This window comes from Vibrio sp. BS-M-Sm-2, assembly GCF_041504345.1.
In the GTDB taxonomy this organism is placed as follows: domain Bacteria; phylum Pseudomonadota; class Gammaproteobacteria; order Enterobacterales; family Vibrionaceae; genus Vibrio; species Vibrio satsumensis.
Map to the genome: position 1 here is coordinate 800,967 of NZ_CP167895.1, position 20,676 is coordinate 821,642.

Annotated in this window: 15 protein-coding genes; 4 read left to right on the forward strand and 11 right to left on the reverse strand. The window is 45.2% G+C overall.

Translation table 11 applies throughout. From position 1 onward, the window contains the following. Positions 1–43: 43 nt before the first annotated feature. The 5 genes from AB8613_RS19645 to malT all read right to left on the reverse strand — a co-directional run bounded on the left by AB8613_RS19645 (position 44) and on the right by malT (position 6,078). The gene (locus tag AB8613_RS19645) at positions 44–502 is read right to left on the reverse strand and encodes a copper chaperone PCu(A)C (RefSeq protein WP_146491016.1); all 459 of its coding nucleotides are present in this window, start codon (positions 500–502) and stop codon (positions 44–46) included. A gap of 83 nt (positions 503–585) precedes the next feature. Beyond that, positions 586–1,182 carry an SCO family protein gene (locus tag AB8613_RS19650; RefSeq protein ID WP_285953843.1) on the reverse strand — a complete coding sequence of 199 codons (597 nt, stop codon included), beginning with the start codon at positions 1,180–1,182 and terminating at the stop codon, positions 586–588. Further along, positions 1,179–1,619: a hypothetical protein gene (locus tag AB8613_RS19655; RefSeq protein WP_372385706.1), complete on the reverse strand. Its 441-nt coding sequence runs from the start codon at positions 1,617–1,619 to the stop codon at positions 1,179–1,181. The genes AB8613_RS19650 and AB8613_RS19655 overlap by 4 nt, the downstream gene beginning before the upstream one ends. A gap of 203 nt (positions 1,620–1,822) precedes the next feature. After that, positions 1,823–2,743, reverse strand: a complete 921-nt coding sequence (locus AB8613_RS19660; protein ID WP_146491013.1) for a DUF368 domain-containing protein — start codon at positions 2,741–2,743, stop codon at positions 1,823–1,825. A gap of 626 nt (positions 2,744–3,369) precedes the next feature. After that, the gene (gene malT / locus AB8613_RS19665; protein WP_285953840.1) at positions 3,370–6,078 is read right to left on the reverse strand and encodes an HTH-type transcriptional regulator MalT; all 2,709 of its coding nucleotides are present in this window, start codon (positions 6,076–6,078) and stop codon (positions 3,370–3,372) included. A 566-nt stretch (positions 6,079–6,644) separates the two neighbouring features. On the opposite strand from malT, the gene AB8613_RS19670 reads away from it, so the two are divergent. The 3 genes from AB8613_RS19670 (at position 6,645) to glgB (ending at position 13,813) form a co-directional block, all read left to right on the forward strand. After that, complete coding sequence (locus AB8613_RS19670; RefSeq protein WP_371714277.1) at positions 6,645–9,098, forward strand: glycogen/starch/alpha-glucan phosphorylase; 2,454 nt, start codon at positions 6,645–6,647, stop codon at positions 9,096–9,098. A gap of 175 nt (positions 9,099–9,273) precedes the next feature. After that, positions 9,274–11,454 (forward strand): 4-alpha-glucanotransferase, encoded by a 2,181-nt coding sequence (gene malQ / locus AB8613_RS19675; RefSeq protein WP_372385708.1) that lies wholly within the window; start codon positions 9,274–9,276, stop codon positions 11,452–11,454. A gap of 175 nt (positions 11,455–11,629) precedes the next feature. Then, on the forward strand, positions 11,630–13,813 hold the full coding sequence (gene glgB, locus AB8613_RS19680) for a 1,4-alpha-glucan branching protein GlgB (protein WP_372385709.1): 2,184 nt from the start codon (positions 11,630–11,632) through the stop codon (positions 13,811–13,813). Positions 13,814–13,892: 79 nt separating this feature from the next. On the opposite strand, the gene AB8613_RS19685 is transcribed toward glgB, so the two are convergent. The 6 genes from AB8613_RS19685 to AB8613_RS19710 all read right to left on the reverse strand — a co-directional run bounded on the left by AB8613_RS19685 (position 13,893) and on the right by AB8613_RS19710 (position 19,501). Further along, positions 13,893–14,363: a TetR/AcrR family transcriptional regulator gene (locus AB8613_RS19685; RefSeq protein WP_372385710.1), complete on the reverse strand. Its 471-nt coding sequence runs from the start codon at positions 14,361–14,363 to the stop codon at positions 13,893–13,895. 224 nt (positions 14,364–14,587) lie between these two features. Beyond that, complete coding sequence (locus tag AB8613_RS19690; RefSeq protein WP_372385711.1) at positions 14,588–15,427, reverse strand: energy-coupling factor transporter transmembrane protein EcfT; 840 nt, start codon at positions 15,425–15,427, stop codon at positions 14,588–14,590. After that, complete coding sequence (locus AB8613_RS19695) at positions 15,424–17,118, reverse strand: ABC transporter ATP-binding protein (RefSeq protein ID WP_285953836.1); 1,695 nt, start codon at positions 17,116–17,118, stop codon at positions 15,424–15,426. Before AB8613_RS19695 ends, AB8613_RS19690 begins: the two co-directional genes overlap by 4 nt. Before the next feature lie 6 nt (positions 17,119–17,124). Beyond that, the gene (locus tag AB8613_RS19700; protein WP_285953835.1) at positions 17,125–17,673 is read right to left on the reverse strand and encodes an ECF-type riboflavin transporter substrate-binding protein; all 549 of its coding nucleotides are present in this window, start codon (positions 17,671–17,673) and stop codon (positions 17,125–17,127) included. A gap of 302 nt (positions 17,674–17,975) precedes the next feature. Beyond that, positions 17,976–19,106: an HlyD family secretion protein gene (locus AB8613_RS19705; protein WP_146491006.1), complete on the reverse strand. Its 1,131-nt coding sequence runs from the start codon at positions 19,104–19,106 to the stop codon at positions 17,976–17,978. Continuing rightward, a complete protein-coding gene (locus tag AB8613_RS19710; protein WP_372385714.1) occupies positions 19,106–19,501 on the reverse strand; it encodes a DUF3302 domain-containing protein in 396 nt (131 codons plus the stop codon). The genes AB8613_RS19705 and AB8613_RS19710 overlap by 1 nt, the downstream gene beginning before the upstream one ends. 250 nt (positions 19,502–19,751) lie before the next feature. On the opposite strand from AB8613_RS19710, the gene AB8613_RS19715 reads away from it, so the two are divergent. Further along, positions 19,752–20,654 carry a DMT family transporter gene (locus AB8613_RS19715; protein WP_372385715.1) on the forward strand — a complete coding sequence of 301 codons (903 nt, stop codon included), beginning with the start codon at positions 19,752–19,754 and terminating at the stop codon, positions 20,652–20,654. The last annotated feature ends 22 nt before the right edge of the window (positions 20,655–20,676 follow it).

Genomic DNA, 20,676 nt, shown 5'->3' on the forward strand with positions numbered 1-20,676 from the left:
GAAGTCATCGTGGCTTAATTTATTTCATTGATTGTGAATCCGATTAGTGATGATCGTGATTCATCTTTTTCATGCCGCTCATTACTTTCTTAACTGGCGCTTCAAAGGTTTGCGTTTCACCGTTAGCGAAAGTCAGAGTCATCTCGATCTGCTCACCTTCTTTTAGACCATCTTTTAGGTCGAACAACATAATGTGCAGGCTGCCAGGTTTAAGTACCGCTTCACCATTCGCAGGAATTGTGATCTCATGAACTTGGCGCATCTTCATTACGTCGCCATCAACGATAACATCATGAAGCTCTACTTTGCCTGCTGCGGGTGTAGTCGCAGAAACAATAGCGCGATCTTTGTCACTGTGGTTCATCAGAGTCGTGAATACCGCGCTGTTCACTGCTGAAGGCGGTGTTGCACGTGCGTACGCGTCGTGAACCATAATGTCGCTATTCGCGTGAGCAAAGGGAGTGAGCAATAAGCCTGCTAGAGCAAGTGCTTTTAACTTCATGTTGTTGTCCTTATTTTTATGTTTTGGTCTGGGACCTGACTTTAGGTTTGAACTTTATTCGTTAAGTTCTTTGTTGTTACGTTTTACTGCGTCAGCTTGTTGATAGCGTCAACAATTGGTGCTGGTGTTAACGTGTGCGGTACTTTAGTAATCAAGGTACCGTCGGGCTTTAAAAAATAAAAATATGAGCTGTGGTCAAGGGTATATTCCAACTCTGAACCTTCAAGCTTGGTCTTTCTGAAAATAACACCGTAGTTATGTGCAAGCGTTGTTGTCACATCTAACGGGCCACTTAACCCTTCCATCATTGGGTGGAAGTATTGTGCGTATTCGTAAGAAGCTTCTGCGGCGTCACGCTCAGGGTCAAGCGAGACAAACATCGGGCGAATCTTGGCTTTTGCTTCGTCAGAGACTTGGTTAAGTGCGCCAGCTAACATTGCTAGTGAGGTAGGGCAGACATCTGGGCAGCGTGTGAAACCGAAGTAAACGATACGGATTCTGTCATCGGTTTGGTCAAAGATTTCCGTTGGCTGGTTATCTTTACCGAAAAGAGTCGTTGCGGAGAACTCTTGTTTTGCAGCGTGTTTTTCTTGAGTTTCGTTTTGCCCATCAAGATAACTTTTGATACCAAAGCCAAGTACAAAAGCAACAACCAATGCTAACGACCAATTTCTACTCATCTTGCCATCCTTATTGCAGGGTTTACAGTATCGACACCATCAGTGAGTTCGCCAAGCCAAGTCATTTTATCCATGGTGCATACAGGTAAAATCACATCACCTTCATAGGTATTATTGCCAATGCTCTTTAATTGAAAACGAGCAGATCCCATTTCCATTTCTAAGCCAATAAGCGACAGCATTAATGTGTCAGAAGCTGCGCCTTCCCAAACGACTTTGATTTTGCTTGGAACGAGTGGCTGAGCCGTTTCACTATCGAGTGTCATCGCAACCGCATTTTGCTCACACGATGTGGTTGAAAGCATGCAGTAATCATCTAAGTTAACGTCAGCAGAGGCTTGCTCCATCGCTGATTTAAATTGCTGAATTGCTTGCGGCCCATAAAAGCCTGCCACGAGAGCGATCCCAACAGCAGCAACCTTTAATGCAGAGTGCATGTCGTGTTCTCATCTAATTTTATAAGAGCGGCGATGTTATCATACCCCTCAATACGTGCTTGTATCAAAAAGCAATTTTGTGCGTATGGTAGAACTAAAAAAGCGAAGCTATTGGCTTCGCTTTTGTTTGTTTAATCGAGAGGTGAGCTTAGTATTTTTAAGCATTATCTGTTTTAAACGCTTTCCAGAAGTTGGCTGAATGATTAGTCAGCGTTGCGCTCTGCAAATTTCTCTAGTCCTAGAACCAAGGCAATCGCAACAAACATCATCACAATCGCCATGACCAGCTGAGAAGGCTGAGAGGTTACGGCTTCAAAATCAAACGGTGATAGGTTTTCTTGAATCAGAGGAACTTGTTCACCTTTTGAGTTTGTGCGCCAGCTGATGGTCTCTTTCCACGGCCAAATCTTAGGTAGCGTACCGATCATCAAACCGGTTAAGAACACAAGCGTGAAGTCGCGGAATGAACGCAATAGCCAAGACAGTACATGTGAGAAAGTCAGTAGACCAATCACACAGCCGCCAAGGAATAGGGCAAGCACATCGATTTGAAACGATTTAACGGCGCCAAGTACTGGGCCATACATGCCAATTAGAAGCAGGATAAAGCTGCCTGAAATACCCGGTAAAATCATCGCGCAGATCGCAATCGCACCTGCAATCAGAACATTGATGCTGGTTGGTTCCATTTGCAGCGGCTTAAGCACGGTAATGCTGTAAGCGAAAGCAACGCCAAGCAGTAAAAACACGAATCGAATCATATCGCGCTTTTCTACTTGCTTAAGAATATGGAAAACCGACACCAATATCAGGCCAAAGAAGAAAGACCACAGTGGAACGGGGTGGGTGACCAACAACCAAGAAATCAGTTTTGCAAATGTCGCAATGCTCGTGAATACGCCTGCGAACAGTGAAATTAGGAAGAAACCATTGATGTGATTAAACGCGGCTTTGAAGCCTTCACGTTTCCATAAGCCAAGTACGCTAGGGTTAATTCTTCGAATGCTTTCTAGCAGCGTATCGTAGATACCAGTGATGAATGCGATGGTTCCGCCCGACACGCCAGGAACAACGTCTGCTGCGCCCATCGCCATGCCTTTGAAAAAAGTACTTAAGTAGTTCATTGCTTCATAGAGTTGAGGGTGATTTTGTGCAGTATACAAACTTTAGTGTAAAAAAAGTATGAATATGCCATTGGGGAAGGGCTTTTATTACTCTCTTAACTGTAAGGCAATAAGTTGAAGTGAACATTTGCCTAACATTTAAAATACAACCACTTAGTAATTTGTCATTAACAGTAGAGATGAAACTGATCTCTTATCGATATTGCATCTTGGTTGCATTATGCAAATGCACTTTGCAATTCGCATGACAAATTCATGGTTTTTATGCGATGCAGGGCTTATAAAACGTCGAATAAAAGTTGGCACGCTAACTGCATTATGTACATTGACCCTTCTTAAGCCGAGGGTCACCTAGCCAACTGACGTTGTTAGTGAACTTATGATTGTTCACAAATATATAGAGCCAATCGCGATTATTGCGGTTGGCTATTTTTTTGCCTGTCGTTTGGTTATCTCTAGTTTTTATCGGTTATCCCTCATTTTCCAAGCGAAAAAAAAGCCAGCCACCATCGGTGACTAGCTTATGCTTTCTCGAATCAATCTCGAATCAATCTCGAATCAATCTCGAATCAATCTCGAATCAATCTCGAATCAATCTCGAATCAATCTCGAATCGTGAACCTGTTTTAGTACCCCATCAACTGCAGCAAGTTCTCCGCTGTGCTGATCGCTTCTTTACGGTTAGCAATGTTGAGCTTTTGGTAAAGGTTACGGATGTGAGTCTTGATCGTGGTACCTGCTACATCGAGTTCTTGAGCGATCTGCTCATTACTGAACCCTGAATAGATCAGACCAAGTACTTGCCATTCACGCTGGGTGAGTGGGCTAGTGCGCACAAGCTCAGGAATATTCGGGTGATTAACCAAGTTCTCAACAAAGTCTTCATCGAAGTGAACCGAGCGACTGCGCTGGGTGGTGGAGATATCCTTCATGATTTGTTGTGCGCGGTGACGTTCTAAGTCACCTAAGCCAGGCTTGTTGCTCAACTTATCCAAGATATGCCCGATAGTCCCACCGTCTACTAAGAAGTTACCGACCATACCGGTTTGGTTAGTCATATGAAGCGCTTCTTCAAGCAGTACACGTGCGCTGTCTTCATCGTTAATTTGTGTACGTAACACGGCTTCAACGATCAAGTTGCGGTTGGTGTCTGTAATCAGGTGCGAACGCTGGGCTTCACTCTTAAGGAAAGTCAGCGCTTCTTCGGCCTCTTCGTATTGCTCAAGGATGATGTGAGCACGAACGATGTTTCTCCATTGAAGCTGGCAGAAGTGGTTGCTTGCCGATTCAGGTCGAACAGCAACGCTCAACCAGTCGCGGATTGCGTCTTTATCGCCTTTCACTTGCCAGAATAAGATCAGAGAAAGTGACGCATTCGCTGTCCAATCTACGTGGTAAGTCGATTGACGCAGAAGGTGTTGGATTTGGTCAATAAATTTCGACGCTTTATCAATCTCGCCGCGACTTAGTGAAATACGAGCCAGCATAGAATAGCTGTGCAGATGTTTACTCGGAGAGTGGTGGCCAAGGATATCTAAGCCTTTGTAGCAGCACTCTTCCGCTTCATCCAATCGGTTCCAACACCAGAAGATCTGAGCGCGGACACGCAATAAGAATTCGTGCAGAGGTACGTATTGAAGCTGATGTTCTTCAATCAATTTGAATGCACTGTCTTGCAGTTCAAATGCCGCTTGAACATAACCTTGAGCAATCAAGATTTCGCTTTGTTGCAGAATCGCCCATAGAGCCTGATGGTAAACCTGATACTGACGTGCCAGTTTTTCGGTTTGTTGCATCATCGGTAGCGCACGGCTTAGGTTACCCATTACGTGATTCACTTCGCCCACAACTGAGGTTGCGACAATGCGGCTACGATAAACGGTGGTGTTCAGTTGGCTCAACGAAAGCTCAGCCAATTCCAATGCTTTTTCAGGCTCATTGCTGTTAATGGCAACTTGTGCACGTAAGGCGTTGTATTGGCCTTGCTGTTGAGTATCGAGTTCAATGTTTCGAGCTTGATATTGAGTCTCAGCCTCTTCCAACAAAGTACCCACTTGGTCATAGCGGTGCTGACTTTGTGCCAACCATGCGCGCAGCATTGAAAGCTTTGGCTCGCTGTAGAGTTGATCAGTAGTCAGTTGCTTGATCGCCATCTCTAAAGATGAAAGCTCACCTTGGTTGAACATCGGCCAACCGTGCTCAGTCAGGATTTGAATGATCAGTTCTGGATCTTCAGCGCGCTGTGCGTGACGCAGAGCTTGGTGTGGAGTGTTTTGCTTGATCCACGCTTTTGCAGCACTTCGATGCAGTTCAGCTTCCTGTTGAGGAATTCGAGCTTGACGCTCATGTGCGAGGAATTCACCAAACAAGTTATGGAAGCGATACCAGTTCTTTTCACCTTCAAGCGGGTAGATGAACAAACCAAAACGGTTGAGTGACTCGATCATACCTAACGCATCTTCACGCTGTGTAAGTGCACACACAAGCTCATCGTTGAAGTGATCAAGCACAGAACATTGCATCAAGAACTGTCGGGTTTCTTTGTCTAGCAGGTCGAATACTTCTTCAACCAAATAGTCCCAAAGATGGGCGTGGTTAAAGTGAGAGAAAGACTCTGCGGACTGTGCCAGGGTGCGTTTTTGGTGTTGTGCCTGTAGCGCGATAAGTTGCAGTGCAGAAGGCCAACCCTCTACATAACTACAAATACTGTCTGCAGTGGTGTCATCAATGCCGTCAGCTACGCGTTGGTTGAAAAAGCGTGTGGTTTCTTCGGTATCAAACGCCAACGAGTCATTACCTAATTCGATCATTAAGTCACGAACGCGCAGGTTTGCTGTACCAAGTGGTGGGGTACCTCGACTGGTAGCAACCAACGTTAGGTTGTCGGGCATGTGTTTGAGGAAGAAGCGCATGGCTTCGTGGATGTCGTCATTGTTGACCAAGTGATAGTCATCCAACACCAGAAAACATTCGTGATGGAATTCCGACATCTCGGCGAACACTTCACTCAATAAAGAATGCAGCGATGAAAACTGTCGTTTTTCTGCCAGTTTTTGGGCATTCGGACAGGCATTTTGAGTCGCTTTATTAAGTGATTGAAGTAGGTAGTTGATAAAGCGGAAGGCATCGTTGTCACTATCATCAATGCTGTACCAACCCACATTGGGTTTATCTACCAGCCATTGTGCAGCCATGGTGGTTTTACCGTAGCCCGCTGGAGAGCGGAACAACACAAGCTTATAGCAATCTGCATTGTGAAGCAGATCGAGAACCCTAGGTCGTAGGATTGCATTATGTAAGCGGCCGGGACGAGTCAGTTTCGAAGGGATCCACATATCGAAGTTTTACACCTATTCCGTGGCTATGTTCTGGAATATCCCAATCTATTGTTGAGTGCATTCCAATGACATTAGCCTAATTACTTAAGTCTTTACTCATATTACGTGAAGCAAAACGTTACCGACTATGATCCTCCTCAGAAACCTTGCGCTCCTGCATGTTTTTGGGTGTCTACGCCCTTTATTTGAGACTTTGCTCACGTTGTGGGTTGGTTTGTGAATGTGACTTCGTTCCTCCCTACACGGGGATCTATGCAAAAGATGAGAGCTGGAAATTATTTTCGTGATCTGAAACTCAGATTTGACAATGACTTTAATCTGGTTAAATAAAAGTCACATTAATTGAAGTTAAGTTATCGAACGGGAGCTTGTGATCTTAGTCACTTCAAGTTTTTGTTCGAAGTCAGAACATGAGAGTCAGATCACTAACCCTAAGTCGGTACGCCCCCTACGCCCTCCCATCTACTCCTAGTTAGTCGCGTTAGCGGGAGGATGTTTAGTTTATGGTGACCATGCACGATATGTCACAGATGAATTAGAACTATTAAAGCGAGATTTCTGAAATGAAACCAACTCAGCAAAAAACTTTCGATAAAGTGTCGTTCCAAGAAAGCGTTAAGAAGCATTTATCTGCAACCTACGCAACAACGATTGAAAACGCGGATAGCCGCGCATGGTACCTAGCAATGGGTCGCGCATTAGCAGAACTCACAACATTCGACCTGCTAGAAACTGAAAACGATGAAAAAATTAAGAACGCGAAAAGCGTTAACTACCTTTCATTAGAGTTTTTGATTGGCCGTCTAACAGGTAACAACCTGATCAGCATGGGTCTATACGAACAGATCACGCATGCAATGGAAGAGCTAGGTCAAAACCTAACTGACCTTCTAGAAGAAGAACGCGACCCATCACTAGGTAATGGTGGTCTTGGTCGTCTTGCTGCTTGTTTCATGGATTCTTGTGCCGCTCAAGAATACCCAACAGTAGGCTACGGTCTTCACTACGAATACGGTCTATTCAAACAGTCTTTCCAAGACGGTCGCCAGCAAGAAGCACCTGACGCATGGCGTGGTGTTGAAGGTTACCCATGGGAAGTAGCTCGTCCAGAACTAGCACAACACATTGGTTTTTACGGTCATGTAGAAGTTGAATTCATCGACGGTAAAGAAGTACGTACTTGGGTTCCAGGTATGGAAGTAAAAGCAATGCCTTGGGATCTACCAATCGTAGGTTACGAGTCAAGCACGGTTTACCCGCTGCGTCTTTGGGAATGTCAGGCAATCGCACCATTCTCACTAGCAAGCTTCAATAACGGTGATTACTTCGAAGCGCAACACTCGCTAATCGATGCAGGTAACATTACTAAGGTTCTTTACCCGAATGACAACCACGAGAAAGGTAAAACACTGCGTCTAATGCAGCAGTACTTCCACTCAGCAGCATCGGTTCGCGATATTCTACGTCGCCACGAAGCAGCAGGTTTTGCTCTAGAAGATCTGCCTAAGCAAGAAACGATTCAGCTTAACGATACGCACCCAACGATTGCGATTCCTGAGCTAATGCGCATCCTGATTGACGAGAAAGGTCTATCTTGGGATCAAGCATGGGAAATCAGTGCTCACACGTTCGCTTACACGAACCACACATTACTTCCAGAAGCGCTAGAAACTTGGTCTGAATCTTTGATCAATCGTCTTCTTCCACGTCACATGGAAATCATCTTTGAAATCAACCACCGCTTCATGCAAGAAGTTCGCAAGATGTGGCCTGGTGACGGTGAGAAGCAAGCGAAGCTTTCTATCATCCAAGAGGGTTTCCACCGCATGGTTCGCATGGCAAACCTATGTGTGATTGGTTCTTACAAAGTAAACGGCGTAGCTGCACTTCACTCTCAACTGGTTAAGAAAGACTTGTTCCCAGAGTTCAACGAAATCTTCCCAGGTAAACTGACTAACGTAACAAACGGCATCACGCCACGTCGTTGGTTGAAGTTCTGTAACCCAGGTCTATCTACACTAATTACTGGCAAGATCGGTACTGAGTGGCCTGCAAAACTTGAGCAGCTAGAAGGCATCGCTAAGTTTGCAACAGACGCGAAATTCCAAAAAGAATTCATGGCTGTTAAGAAAGAAAACAAACAGCGTCTTGCTGATTGGGTTCAAGAGAACATGGGTATCGAGCTAGATACTAACGCTATTTTCGACGTTCAAATCAAGCGTCTTCACGAATACAAGCGTCAGCACCTAGATTTGCTACACATTCTATCTCTGTACCACCGTATTCTTAACGAACCTGGTTTCGAGTGTGAGCCTCGCGTATGTTTCTTCGCAGCGAAAGCAGCACCGGGTTACCACCTAGCGAAAGAGATCATCTTCGCAGTTAACAAGATTGCAGAGAAGATCAACAACGATCCTCGCATCGGCAACAAGCTTAAAGTGGTATTCATCCCTGACTACCGTGTAAGCATGGCTGAAATCATCATCCCTGCAGCAGACGTTTCTCAGCAAATCTCACTGGCTGGTAAAGAAGCATCAGGTACGGGCAACATGAAGATGGCTCTAAACGGCGCTCTAACTATCGGTACGATGGATGGCGCGAACGTTGAGATTCGTGAAGAAGTTGGCGATGAGAACATCTACATCTTCGGCCTAGACGTTGATGGCGTTCAAGCACTGAAAGCTCAGGGCTACAACCCATACGACTACTACAATGCAGATCCACTACTGAAAGCATCTCTAGATCTATTGACTGGCGATGAGTTCACTCCAGGTCAACCAGGTCTTCTACGTGCAACGTTTGATAGCCTGCTAGACGGTGGTGACCCATACCTATGTCTTGCTGACTTCGCATCTTACGTGAAAGCGCACGAAGACATGGGCACGCAATACAAAGACCAAGCAGGTTGGGCTAAGAAAGCGATTCTTAACACAGCATTGGTTGGTAAGTTCACATCAGACCGCTCTATCCGCGACTACGTGAACAACATCTGGAAACTTGAAGCGGTTAACCGTTAATAGTTCCAAAAGTAGCCAAGGCAGTTTCTGCCTTGGCTCAATTAGCTTGTGAGCAAACAGATGGCTTATCCGGTAGCAATGCTTACAAACTGATTGTCACAAGCTAATTGATTAGTAACAAATTAGATAACAACCCTACAAAATAGAAAGCGTCAGAACGTTTTCGGAGAGAGCGATGAAAGAACAGACCGTATTAAAACAAGTCGCAGAAATGGCAAACATTGCCGACAGTTACGTTAGTGCGTGGGGCGATGAAGCACAAGTATCAGACGAGACGATTACGTCTCTATTGGCTTCGTTGGGCTACGATACAAGCAGCGATGATGCACTGCTTAAGTCAGCAGAAAGAAAACACAAAAAAGATGTACTAGACCCAGTTCTTGTCTTGCGTGACGGTGAGCCAGTAGAAGTGGCGCTTAATCTAGGTGTGAGTGCTCGTGAAAGTGAGTTCAGCTGGCGCTTAGAAACCGAGCAAGGAGAGGTACTTGAAGGCTATCTTCAATCTCAAGTCGTTCGTGACGAGCGTGCCGAGGGTGGCCCTTTAGTGTTTGCATTGCCAAGTGATTTGGCATGGGGTTATCACAAGCTAATTGTGAGCCGTAAGCGCCGTAAGAAGCCTTACGAGATGACACTGATTATTACGCCAAAAGCGTGTTTCAAGCAGTCACCAATCGAGCAAGGCAAAAAGCTGTGGGGACCAAGTGTTCAACTTTACACACTAAGAACTCAGCACAACTGGGGTATTGGTGATTTCGGTGACCTAAAACAGCTTGTTGCTGATATCGCTTCTCGCGGTGGGGATTTCGTTGGTCTAAACCCAATCCACTCATTGTTTCCTGCGAACCCTGAAGGCGCGAGCCCATACAGCCCGTCTTCTCGTCGCTGGTTGAACATCCTATACATTGATGTGAGTTCAGTACCTGAATTCGCACTAAGTGCAGAAGCACAACAAACGGTAGGCAGCGCAGAGTTCCAACAACGTCTACAAAAAGCGCGTGAAGCACACTGGGTAAACTACACCGAAGTGTCTGAACTTAAGATGAGCATCTTGCCTCTGTTATTCGCAGAATTTAAGACTCGTCATCTAGACAAGAACAGCGACCGTGCACAAGCGTTCTTAGCCTTCGTAGAAGAGGGTGGCGACAGCCTGATGCATCAAGCCGCGTTTGATGCTCTACATGGTGAACTACACGCTGAAGATTCTGGCATGTGGGGATGGCCGGTATTCCCTGAGAAGTACCGTACATTCGACAGCCCAGCGACACAGAAGTACATCAAAGAGAACCTAGAAAGCGTTCATCTGTACATGTACCTGCAATGGCTAGCAGATTGCCAGATCAACGATGCACAGTCTCTTGCAGAAGAGAAGGGCATGGCAGTTGGTCTGTACCGTGACTTAGCGGTAGGTGTTGCAGATTCAGGCAGCGAAACTTGGGCTGACGAAGGCAACTTAGTGATGGATGCGAGCATTGGTGCTCCACCTGATATTCTTGGTCCTTTGGGTCAGAACTGGGGTCTACCTCCTCTAAATCCAGAAGTGCTTCAAGAAACAAGCTACGACGCTTATATCAAGCTACTTCGTGCGAACATGAAGCACTGTGGTGCACTGCGTATTGACCACGTTTTAGGTCTACTGCGTTTGTGGTGGATTCCAAAGGGTGAAAACGCAACCAAAGGCGCTTACATCTACTACCCAGTGCAAGATATGCTGTCGATTCTTGCGCTCGAATCTCACCGTTACCAATGTAGCGTTATCGGTGAAGATTTAGGTACGGTGCCGGATGAGATCGTAGACATCCTAGCAGATGCTGGCGTGCACTCTTACAAAGTGTTCTTCTTTGAAACATCAGAAGAAGACGGTGGTTTCATCTCACCGAAACACTATGCATCACAATCAATGGCGGCACTGTGTACACACGATATGCCCACATTGCGTGGCTTCTGGCACTGTGATGACTTGAAGATGGGTCAAGAGATTGGTTTATACCCAGACGCAGCACAGCTAGAAACTCTGTTCGATGACCGTCTTGAGTGCAAACAAGGTATCTTAGACTCAGTGGCATGGCATGGTTTCCTACCTGAAGGTGTTGGTCGCGATGCGAGCCAAGTGCCGATGGATTCTTACCTTGCTGAAGCTCTTCAACTGCACGTAGCAGCTGGTGGTTCAACACTACTGAGTGTTCAGCTGGAAGATTGGTTAGAGATGGATAAGCCGGTAAACATTCCTGGCACGGTCGATGAGTACCCTAACTGGCGTCGTAAACTATCAATGAACTTGGACGAAATCTTTGCTCACGAAGGCGTTAATCGTATCGCTTCTAAGCTGACTGACGTTCGAGAAAAAGCAGGTAAGTAATGACGTTGAGTGACTTGAAATTAGGTGGTTTTTTGCTTACGCCGTACGAAACTACAACCTCGGTCACTCAATAATGAATGCTCATCTGGTAGAATAAACCGTCGTTATATTGCCCGCACTAATAGCGGGCATTTTTGTATTATGTTTTTTGGATGTTTGGTTAGGGAGAAACGTTTTGGAACTAAGTTCGATTTCAAAGCAAAAACAAATATATACCCAACTATCACAGGCTTGCTTCACAGACCCATTTGCGTTTTTAGGTCCATACCTACCTTCTGATCAAGGTGCATTACGTGTATGGATTCCTGGAGCAGATAAAGTCGAGTTGATTGTTGGAAAGGAACCTCGTATTGAGTTAGCGCGAGAGGGTGAAAGTGGTTTCATTCTTAAGCAAGAGAGAGACTTACGTTTTACTCACTATAAGCTTGCGGTTGATTGGGCTGGAGTAGAGCAGATCATTGATGATCCATATCAGTACCATGATTTGTACGCGAGTTATGAAGATCTTCACACACCGAAAGATATGTACCATCACATGGGGGCTCAGTTTATTACGCTAGAGCGTGATGGACAGACGATTTCAGGTACTCGTTTCTTGGTGTATGCACCGCACGCAACTGCGGCAAGCTTGGTAGGTAACTTCAACGCTTGGGATGGTCGCCGCCACCCAATGCAACGTCTAGATTACGGTATGTGGGGCCTATTCATTCCTGAACTGGAAGAGGGCGCTCAATACAAGTTTGAATTAAAAGGACCAAATGGCGAAGGCTTACCGCACAAAGCTGACCCATGGGGTTTCTACTCTGAGCAATACCCTTCGTTCTCATCTGTGACTTACGATCACGCTCGTTACGAGTGGCAAGATACTCAATGGCAGAATCGCCCTGTAACGCAAAAGCGTAAAGAAGCGCTTTCGTTCTATGAACTGCACGCGGGTTCTTGGAAGCGTAACGCTGAAGGTGAGTTCTTAAATTATCGCGAGCTTGCGGCAGAGCTGATCCCATACTTAACAGACCTTGGCTACACGCACGTTGAGCTAATGCCAGTTTCAGAGCACCCATTCTACGGTTCTTGGGGCTATCAGCCTGTTGGTCTATTTGCACCGACTAGCCGTTTTGGTTCTCCAGATGATTTCAAATACTTCGTCGATCAATGTCACCAAGCGGGCCTTGGCGTTGTGCTTGACTGGGTTCCAGCTCACTTCCCAAGTGACGATCACGGTTTAGCTAATTTTGATGGTACGCCGTTGTTCCACGATCCAGACCCACGTCGTGGTTGGCATCAAGACTGGAACTCGTATATTTATGATTTAGGTCGTGAACATGTGCGTCGTTTCTTGGTGGCAAATGCGTTGTACTGGTTTGAGCAATTCCATATTGATGGTATCCGTGTTGATGCGGTAGCTTCGATGCTCTACCTCGATTATTCACGTAGCCATGATCAGTGGATTCCGAACGTGGATGGTGGCAACGAAAACTACGATGCTATCGCTACCCTTAAGTGGATGAACGAAGAAGTGTACAAGCACTTCCCGAATGCGATGACCATTGCGGAAGAATCGACGGCTTTCCCTGGTGTTTCAGCACCAACTTTTATGGGCGGCTTAGGCTTCGGCTTTAAGTGGAACATGGGTTGGATGCACGATAGCTTGTCTTACATTCAAGAAGACCCAATCAACCGTAAATATCACCACGATACGATTACCTTCCCGCTGGTTTATGCACACAGTGAGAACTACGTATTGTCTCTGTCTCACGATGAGGTGGTTTACGGTAAAGGTTCTATCCATAACAAGATGCCGGGTGATGAGTGGCAGCAAACAGCGAACCTACGCGCTTATATGGGTTACATGTATGCACAGCCAGGCAAGAAGTTGAACTTCATGGGGGCTGAATTTGGTCAAACGGCTGAATGGAACCATGACGACCAACTGCAATGGTTCTTGTTGGATTATGAGCGTCATCAAGGTGTTCAGCGCTTAACAAAAGATCTGAATAATCTTTACCGTTCAGAAGCAGCAATGCACGATCTTGATTTTGACCCGAAAGGCTTTGAATGGCGTCTTCAAGATTCAGCAGAAGCGAGTATCCTAGCGCACGAACGTATCAGTGAATCTGGTGAGCGTGTATTGGTAGTATCTAACTTTACGCCAGTTCCTCACGAGCACTTCCGTTTAGGTGTGCCAGTACAAGGTGAGTACTCACTATTGTTGAATACAGACTCGAGTGACTACGCCGGTAGTGGTTTTGAAGTGAAGCAGACTGCGGAGATCGAATCAGTAGAAAGCGAAGGTCTGGATACATCAATTGAGTTGCGTCTACCGCCGCTATCGACTGTCTTCTATAAGCTGAATTCGTAACATAATTCGCGCAGTAGAAAGTATAAAAAAGGGAGCCTTCTGGCTCCCTTTTTGTATTGAATATAAATGTTCGTTTAGCTTAATGCTGCTTGAAGTTCGTAAGATGGAACATTGAGCGTCCGACGACAGTTTCAAGAATACGAACCGAGTCGGCACCAAAGCTCTCAAGCATCTTATTTCGAAAAGCACCATCTGAGCTGATATTGAATTCTTCAGGGCTCTTAACCTGAGATGCGTGGAAAAACATGAGTTTAATAACGTAACGGAACTGTTCATCATCTAGTGCATCTTGCCAAGATTGAACAAACGCTGCTTCTGACGAGAAGCTTAGGCTCTCGATTACGATCGATAGCATGTGTTGATGTAACACGGAGCGGATAGCACGGGTCGATGGGTAGTAACCCTGAAGCGTCGTTAAACTAATGCCAATTTCTTGAGCAATCCTTGCATAAGTTAGTGCTTCATGTCCTTCAGCCAGAAAAAGGTTTAGTACGATTTCATCGTAGTGTTTTTGGTTTTCTAGTTTCTGTACTTGAGTTATTCGAGCCATTACAAATCTCTATTGAGTGTAACATTCTGTAAATACAGTATATTAAGAGTTTCTGAATTAAATCTCAAACTCCAAGGGTAAATAACTGGTCAATTTATCGTTAAATATAGTCAGTATTGTGTCATTGGTTCAATTATCAATCAGATTTTGGCATAAACAAAAACACCGCCCTATTGAGCGGTGTGTTATTTAAAGTCTTTGTTTATCTTTGCTAATTCAGATGACTAGAACGGATACCAAAATAACTGCGGCTCTAGAATACGTTTCGCAATGGCTAACACCACGATAAAAGCGATGACACTTAAACAAACAAAATCGATACGTTTCAAAGGTGCATAGCTATACCAAGTGCGTGCTTTGTGTCGAGCAAAACCTCGTAATGTCATTGCGTTAGAGATCTCGTCTGCTCTATCTAAGCTTGAAAAAATCAATGGCCCTAACACTTTAGCAACATTTTTGATGCGAGTGATAAGTGGTGCTTTCTTTGATAGTTCTACACCACGAGCCTGTTGAGCGTGCATGATATTGATGAAGTCCTTCTTAACCTCAGGCAAGTAACGCAGGGTTAGACTCACCGCATAAGCTATTTTGTAAGGAACACCGATACGGTTGAGGCTCGCTGCAAACTCAGTCGGATGCGTTGTGAAGACAAAAATCAACGCTATCGGGAACATGCTCATGTATTTGAGCGTCACAGTAACCAAGTAAAACAGTGTCTCTTGGCTCAACGAGTAGTTACCCGGCAATGTCAGCAATAAGGTTTCGCTGCCGATGAGCTCAGTACCTTGCTGTGGAGCCAGTAGATACATGAACAGAGCATTTAGACTTAATACACTCGCCGTTCCTAATAACAAGGGCTTATATACGCGTACAGGCACATTGGTAAGCTTTAGCAGGTATAAACCAGTCACAATAAGCAGCGTAATCAATCTTAGGTCGAACGTAGTCAATACCACTGTTACCCAAGCTAAGAAGAGTGCAAACTTGGTGATGCCGTTAAGTGCATGAAGCGGCGATTTGGTATCGATGTAATTGATGCCGAATTTTACTTTTGATGCATTCATTGAGCGCTTCTCTCGTAGTCGATGAAGTACTGCATAAATGCATTGGTGTCGTCGATTTTCATCATGGTCGCGAGTTCATAAATGCTGGTGGTACAAAGATTTGCGCGTTCTAACAGCGAAGGCTGACTGAATACTTCCGTCATCGCGGCATTGGCAATCAGCTTACTGTCTGCAATCACGATTGAACGTGTGGTGTACTCGAGAACGAGGTGCATGTCGTGTGAGATAATCACAACGGTGATGCCTAGGTCGCGGTTGAGTTTTTGAATGAACGCCAGCATGGATGTGTAGTTACGGTAATCTTGACCCGCCGTTGGCTCATCTAAGATCAGAAGTTCTGGCTCTAAAACCAAGATAGACGCTATTGTTACGCGCTTTTTCTGACCGTAGCTCAGTGCTTCGATTGGCCAATGGCGAAACTTGCTCAAGCCACAAAGCTCAAGAACGTTTTCTACTTTGTCTTTGATTTCGTCTTCTGTAACGCCACGATTACGAAGGCCAAATGCAACCTCATCGAAAATCATATGATGCGAGATCATATGGTTTGGGTTCTGCATTACCACACCGACTTTCTGACTTCTTTCGAAGATAGAAAGCTCAGATAAGTCTTCGCCGTTCAGGTACGAAGAGCCTGAATCCGCGTCAATCACACCCATGATAATCTTGGTGATGGTCGATTTACCTGAACCGTTCTTACCCAATATTGAAACAAACTCACCCTTGCCAATCTTAAAGCTGACATCTTCGAGTGCGTTTTTTTCACCGTCGTAAGAGTAAGTCAGGCCATGCACTTCGAGCAAAGGTTGATACTGCTTTTCAGCAACGGGAGTAGGGCGTTCAGCAAACCAAGCTTGAACCGCAGGACGGAACCTTTTGTAATCTAAAGCTTTGAGGTTGGACAGCTTGTCTTCGCTTGTTAAAGGTGCTTTGGCTGCTTTAAGGGCTGATAGATAAAGCGGTTCACGAATACCGTGTGTATCAAGTAATTCAGAAGCCAAGATTTCATCGGGTGTCGTGTCAGCAACGATTTCGCCGCGTTCCATTAAGATCACGCGGTCGATATCGCGATGTAGGACATCCTCGAGGCGGTGCTCGATAATCACGATAGTCTTGTTGGTTTCTTTATGTAGCTGATCAATGATCTCAATCGTTGCCTTACCCGTTTTCGGGTCAAGGCTTGCTAGAGGCTCATCAAACAGCAAGATATCAACGTCATCAACTAAGATGCCCGCTAACGATACTCGTTGTTTTTGGCCACCAGAAAGGTCATGAGGTGAACGCTCAAGCATGTCTGCTAGGTCGACCATTTTTGCCGTCGACTTAACTAACGGGTACATGTCAATGTTCGACATCAACTGGTTTTCCAATGCGAAAGCAATATCTTCACCGATACTCAACCCGACAAATTGGCTGTCAGTATCTTGCAATACTGTGCCGACTTGCTCGGTATAATCGTGCATCGAAAACTCAGAGATATTCTTGCCGTTTATCTCTAAAGAGCCAGTTACCTCACCTTTGATTGCATGAGGTATCAAACCATTGAGACACTGACCTAGGGTAGATTTACCACTACCACTTGGTCCAATAATGACGATTTTCTCTCCTTTCTCTATCCTTAGATTGATATTTTTTAGCGTCGGTTTATCCAGCGACTCATATCTAAAAGAGAAGTTCGAAAATGCTATAGTCATTATCGCTTATGCCTCAGTCAGGTTGCGGCTTTGTTTGTTGCGTTTAGCGACTGATTTTAGGATCAGGAAGCCCACAACAGCGATCAGAACGGTGTTACCCGCTGCGATGATAGACAGTTGAGTGAAGACTTTAGTAAACGGTTCTGCGTATAGGATGGTGTCTAGGAACGCAGAGCAGCCATAGCCTACAACGTTACCTGCAAGGGCCAGTATCACGAACAAGACAAAATCTTTCATTGGCAACTCGCCTTGTTGAAGACGGTTCTTAGTCATCATAGGGAATAAGCCGATAATCATACCTACGATACCTGAGCCTAGTACCCAGGTTAACCATACGCCCCAGCCTGCGAACAGATCCGTTACCCAGTGACCGATAAAGCCAACTAAGAAGCCAACAATTGGGCCGAACAAAACAGAAAACAGTGCTAGGACTGCCATCGCTGGTTTCAATGTCGTGTTCGCAAACACTGGGACACCAAACATAGGTAAACCACCAATGCCGTACAGTGCCGCGCCAATGGCAATAACGACCACTGTTTTAGCTGAAAAGTTCATAGATAACCTCGAATACTGAAAGATAAAGCTTAATAAAGAACGAATATTCGCCATTATTAATATGCGTCTCAATGAGAACGTTTTTTGGGCAAATATAAAAAATAAGGCGCGCATTATACAGTAGAACCCTTCCATAAGGGAAGGTAAGTGTCTAGATGTCTAAAATTCCATCTGAACACCTAAATATCGTGTAAAAAGCGCAATTTTACGGTTAATCAAGCAACAAAAAAGCCAGAGCGGGTCTGGCTTTTTCATTCGTCTTAACAATGTGTTAAGCAGGTTCGTCACATATCTACGACTGTTTAGTGGTCTAGGTATAGATAGTTTTGCCAACTCTTCATGCGAATAAGCACCTTACGCATGATAGATACGTGGGTGAAGCTGTCTGAATAAACGGAAACTTCAACCGCAGTACCCATAGGTAGATGGTATTCAGATAGGTCATCAGTGATGGTTAACTTAACAAACACGCGACCACTGGTACGCAGAGCATCCGTACCTAGTAAAGCACCTCGAGCTTGGAATTGGCTCTCACCAATCGCTGGCAATACCTCATCAATACGGCCTTTAAATACTTTGCCAGGCAGAGCTCTGAATAAAAACTCAGCTTCGAATCCTGGTTGTAGACGCTGCAATGAGTTCTGTCTAAAGGCTGCGGTGTAGAACTGAGCTTCGGTGTGAACAAACGTCATTACTGGCGCCAGTGGAAGTGGCACGGCCATGACACCTGGGCGAAGGGCCAGTTGCGTCACGTAACCATCTGTTGGCGCGCGAACCACAGTCTGTTCTAAGTCAAACTGAGCTTTACGCAATTCCGCTAATAGGCTTAACACCGCAGTGTTCTCACCACCTATCTCAGAATCCAAAGCAATTTTTGTTCTTTCTAAGGTCGCATCTGCCACTTTAACGGCAGCTTCTGATGCTTTATAAGCTTGTCTGCGAGTATCCAATTGTTGCTCAGTAAAGGCGCCACTGTCGTAGCCGCGTTTGTAACGAGAGAATTCACGTTGGGCTTTATCCCTCTCAGCAATCGCTTTGATTCTCGCTGCTTCTGCTTCAGCGACATCAGATTCCATTCCTAGCGCACCCTGGCTTGCTTCTTTTACTTTCGCCTCTAATCTTGCGACCTCAGCCTCGAACGGAATAGGATCGATTTTGAAAAGAATATCGCCTTTTTTTAGAGGTTTATTCGCTTCCACAGGCACTTCAATTACTTTGCCTCGAACACCGGAAACAACAGGCGTTGTTGAGTAAACTTGGTTACCGATCTGTGTGAAAGGGTGGTTATAGTTCATCAAAAGGATCAATGTACCTATGATGATGACGCCGCCAAGTACTGCAGTTGGAACCGTCCATTTATTAAGCGGGATATTGAACACCTTGAAGATGGTGATACAAAGTGCCGCATAGGTCATTATCAGCAGTAAATCCATTACTTAACCTCCTGATCTTGAGGGTTGTTTGTTTCTTTCTCTGGACTGCTTTGCTCAGTACCGGCTTGCTTGAGCTGTGCGATTTCTTCCTGAAGGGTACTCACTTGATCGATGAGAATATCGACGCGATGATGAATATCGTGTTGCTCTTCTTCTAATTTAGCGAAGCCCCAACCACGATCTTTGCGCCATAGCGTCGCCCAAATCCAAAGGAATGGCCAGATAGTGTGTAAGGTGAATAGGCTAACCCAGCCTGAGACATGAATAGCATCTTGATGAGGGTGATTGCGTTCTTTCGCAATTTCATAGGGAATATCGTGAATAACGATGATGCCGTAAAAGATGACTAATGCTACGAAAATAAGTAGACCGAGCGCAAAGTAGTCTAAAAACATAACAGATCCTTGTAATGTTAGATATTAGTTATAAATATACTACGCTATCATCCAAGTAATTGTTATAAAAATGATTTACCGAGTTGAAAATAATGTGTTGTCGCTTCTAATGCGAATAAAAGCATTGATGAATCTTATAAAATCCGATCGCGTTTGAAGAGGCTATTTCGGCTTTCTGGTTGGTATTTCAGCTGAAATGATGACAGTTACGATTCTAAATGACGGGCATAACCACTAGGGACAAATACGGATGTATATAGGTGAATTGGCGGCCATTGGCGCTGCAATTGTGTGGGCGTGTGCGACATGGATCTATGGGCAATTTGGACATCGCTTCTCTGCGATGCAATTGAACATTATTAAGGGTGTAGTGGCGTCAGGGATGATGTTGCTGGTCATGCCTTTTATCCCAATGCCGGAGTTTGAACTGAGTACTAACCATTTTCTGATATTGGCAATTTCAGGTGTGATTGGCATTGCGATTGGAGATAGCGCCTATTTTGCGGCGTTGAAAAGAATCGGTGCCAATAAGACGTTGTTACTTGAGTCTTTAGCCCCGCCTCTTTCTGGTGTGTTGGCATTAATGTTCCTTGGCGCTGTATTGACAGTGCAAAGCTGGCTCGGCGTCGTGATTACAACACTGGCGGTGACCTTCGTTGTCTTCCAGCCATCAAAATCGGCGAGCGGTGAATCGAATGACAAAGCGCAGTGGGGTGGTATTGGTTATGGGCTCGTGGCGAGTGTCTGTCAGGCATCTGGTGTGGTTATTTCTCACTACGCGTTAGTGGCGGGTGACATTCCACCATTGTTAGGTGCACTGATTCGCCTGACGATTGGCGTGTTTGCCGTGATGCTGATTATCCCTTTCGTTGAAAAGAAGTCGTATTCATCGATAAAAAGAGATTTATGGGAAATGACCAAGCTCGATAAACTGTGGTTATTAGGGGCAATCTTTGTCGGGACGTTTCTCGCTCTATGGCTTCAACAAGTAGCGTTGAAAAATGCTAACCCTGCGATTGCGCAAACGTTGATAGCGACCAGCCCGGTCTTTATTTTGGTAATTTATGCGCTGAAAGGGGAGAAGGTGTTAAAGCAAAGTGTCATCGGGACGCTTGCTGCGTTAGGTGGAATATCTCTGTTTTTCTATCAATAGTACAGCCTGTTATCGATAGCTT

Coding starts and splice junctions, on each gene's coding strand:
- AB8613_RS19645 (WP_146491016.1), bottom strand. CDS start 502: ATGAAGTTAAAAGCACTTGCTCTAGCAGGCTTATTGCTCACTCCCTTT.
- AB8613_RS19650 (WP_285953843.1), bottom strand. CDS start 1,182: ATGAGTAGAAATTGGTCGTTAGCATTGGTTGTTGCTTTTGTACTTGGC.
- AB8613_RS19655 (WP_372385706.1), bottom strand. CDS start 1,619: ATGCACTCTGCATTAAAGGTTGCTGCTGTTGGGATCGCTCTCGTGGCA.
- AB8613_RS19660 (WP_146491013.1), bottom strand. CDS start 2,743: ATGAACTACTTAAGTACTTTTTTCAAAGGCATGGCGATGGGCGCAGCA.
- malT (WP_285953840.1), bottom strand. CDS start 6,078: ATGTGGATCCCTTCGAAACTGACTCGTCCCGGCCGCTTACATAATGCA.
- AB8613_RS19670 (WP_371714277.1), top strand. CDS start 6,645: ATGAAACCAACTCAGCAAAAAACTTTCGATAAAGTGTCGTTCCAAGAA.
- malQ (WP_372385708.1), top strand. CDS start 9,274: ATGAAAGAACAGACCGTATTAAAACAAGTCGCAGAAATGGCAAACATT.
- AB8613_RS19685 (WP_372385710.1), bottom strand. CDS start 14,363: ATGGCTCGAATAACTCAAGTACAGAAACTAGAAAACCAAAAACACTAC.
- AB8613_RS19690 (WP_372385711.1), bottom strand. CDS start 15,427: ATGAATGCATCAAAAGTAAAATTCGGCATCAATTACATCGATACCAAA.
- AB8613_RS19695 (WP_285953836.1), bottom strand. CDS start 17,118: ATGACTATAGCATTTTCGAACTTCTCTTTTAGATATGAGTCGCTGGAT.
- AB8613_RS19700 (WP_285953835.1), bottom strand. CDS start 17,673: ATGAACTTTTCAGCTAAAACAGTGGTCGTTATTGCCATTGGCGCGGCA.
- AB8613_RS19705 (WP_146491006.1), bottom strand. CDS start 19,106: ATGGATTTACTGCTGATAATGACCTATGCGGCACTTTGTATCACCATC.
- AB8613_RS19710 (WP_372385714.1), bottom strand. CDS start 19,501: ATGTTTTTAGACTACTTTGCGCTCGGTCTACTTATTTTCGTAGCATTA.
- AB8613_RS19715 (WP_372385715.1), top strand. CDS start 19,752: ATGTATATAGGTGAATTGGCGGCCATTGGCGCTGCAATTGTGTGGGCG.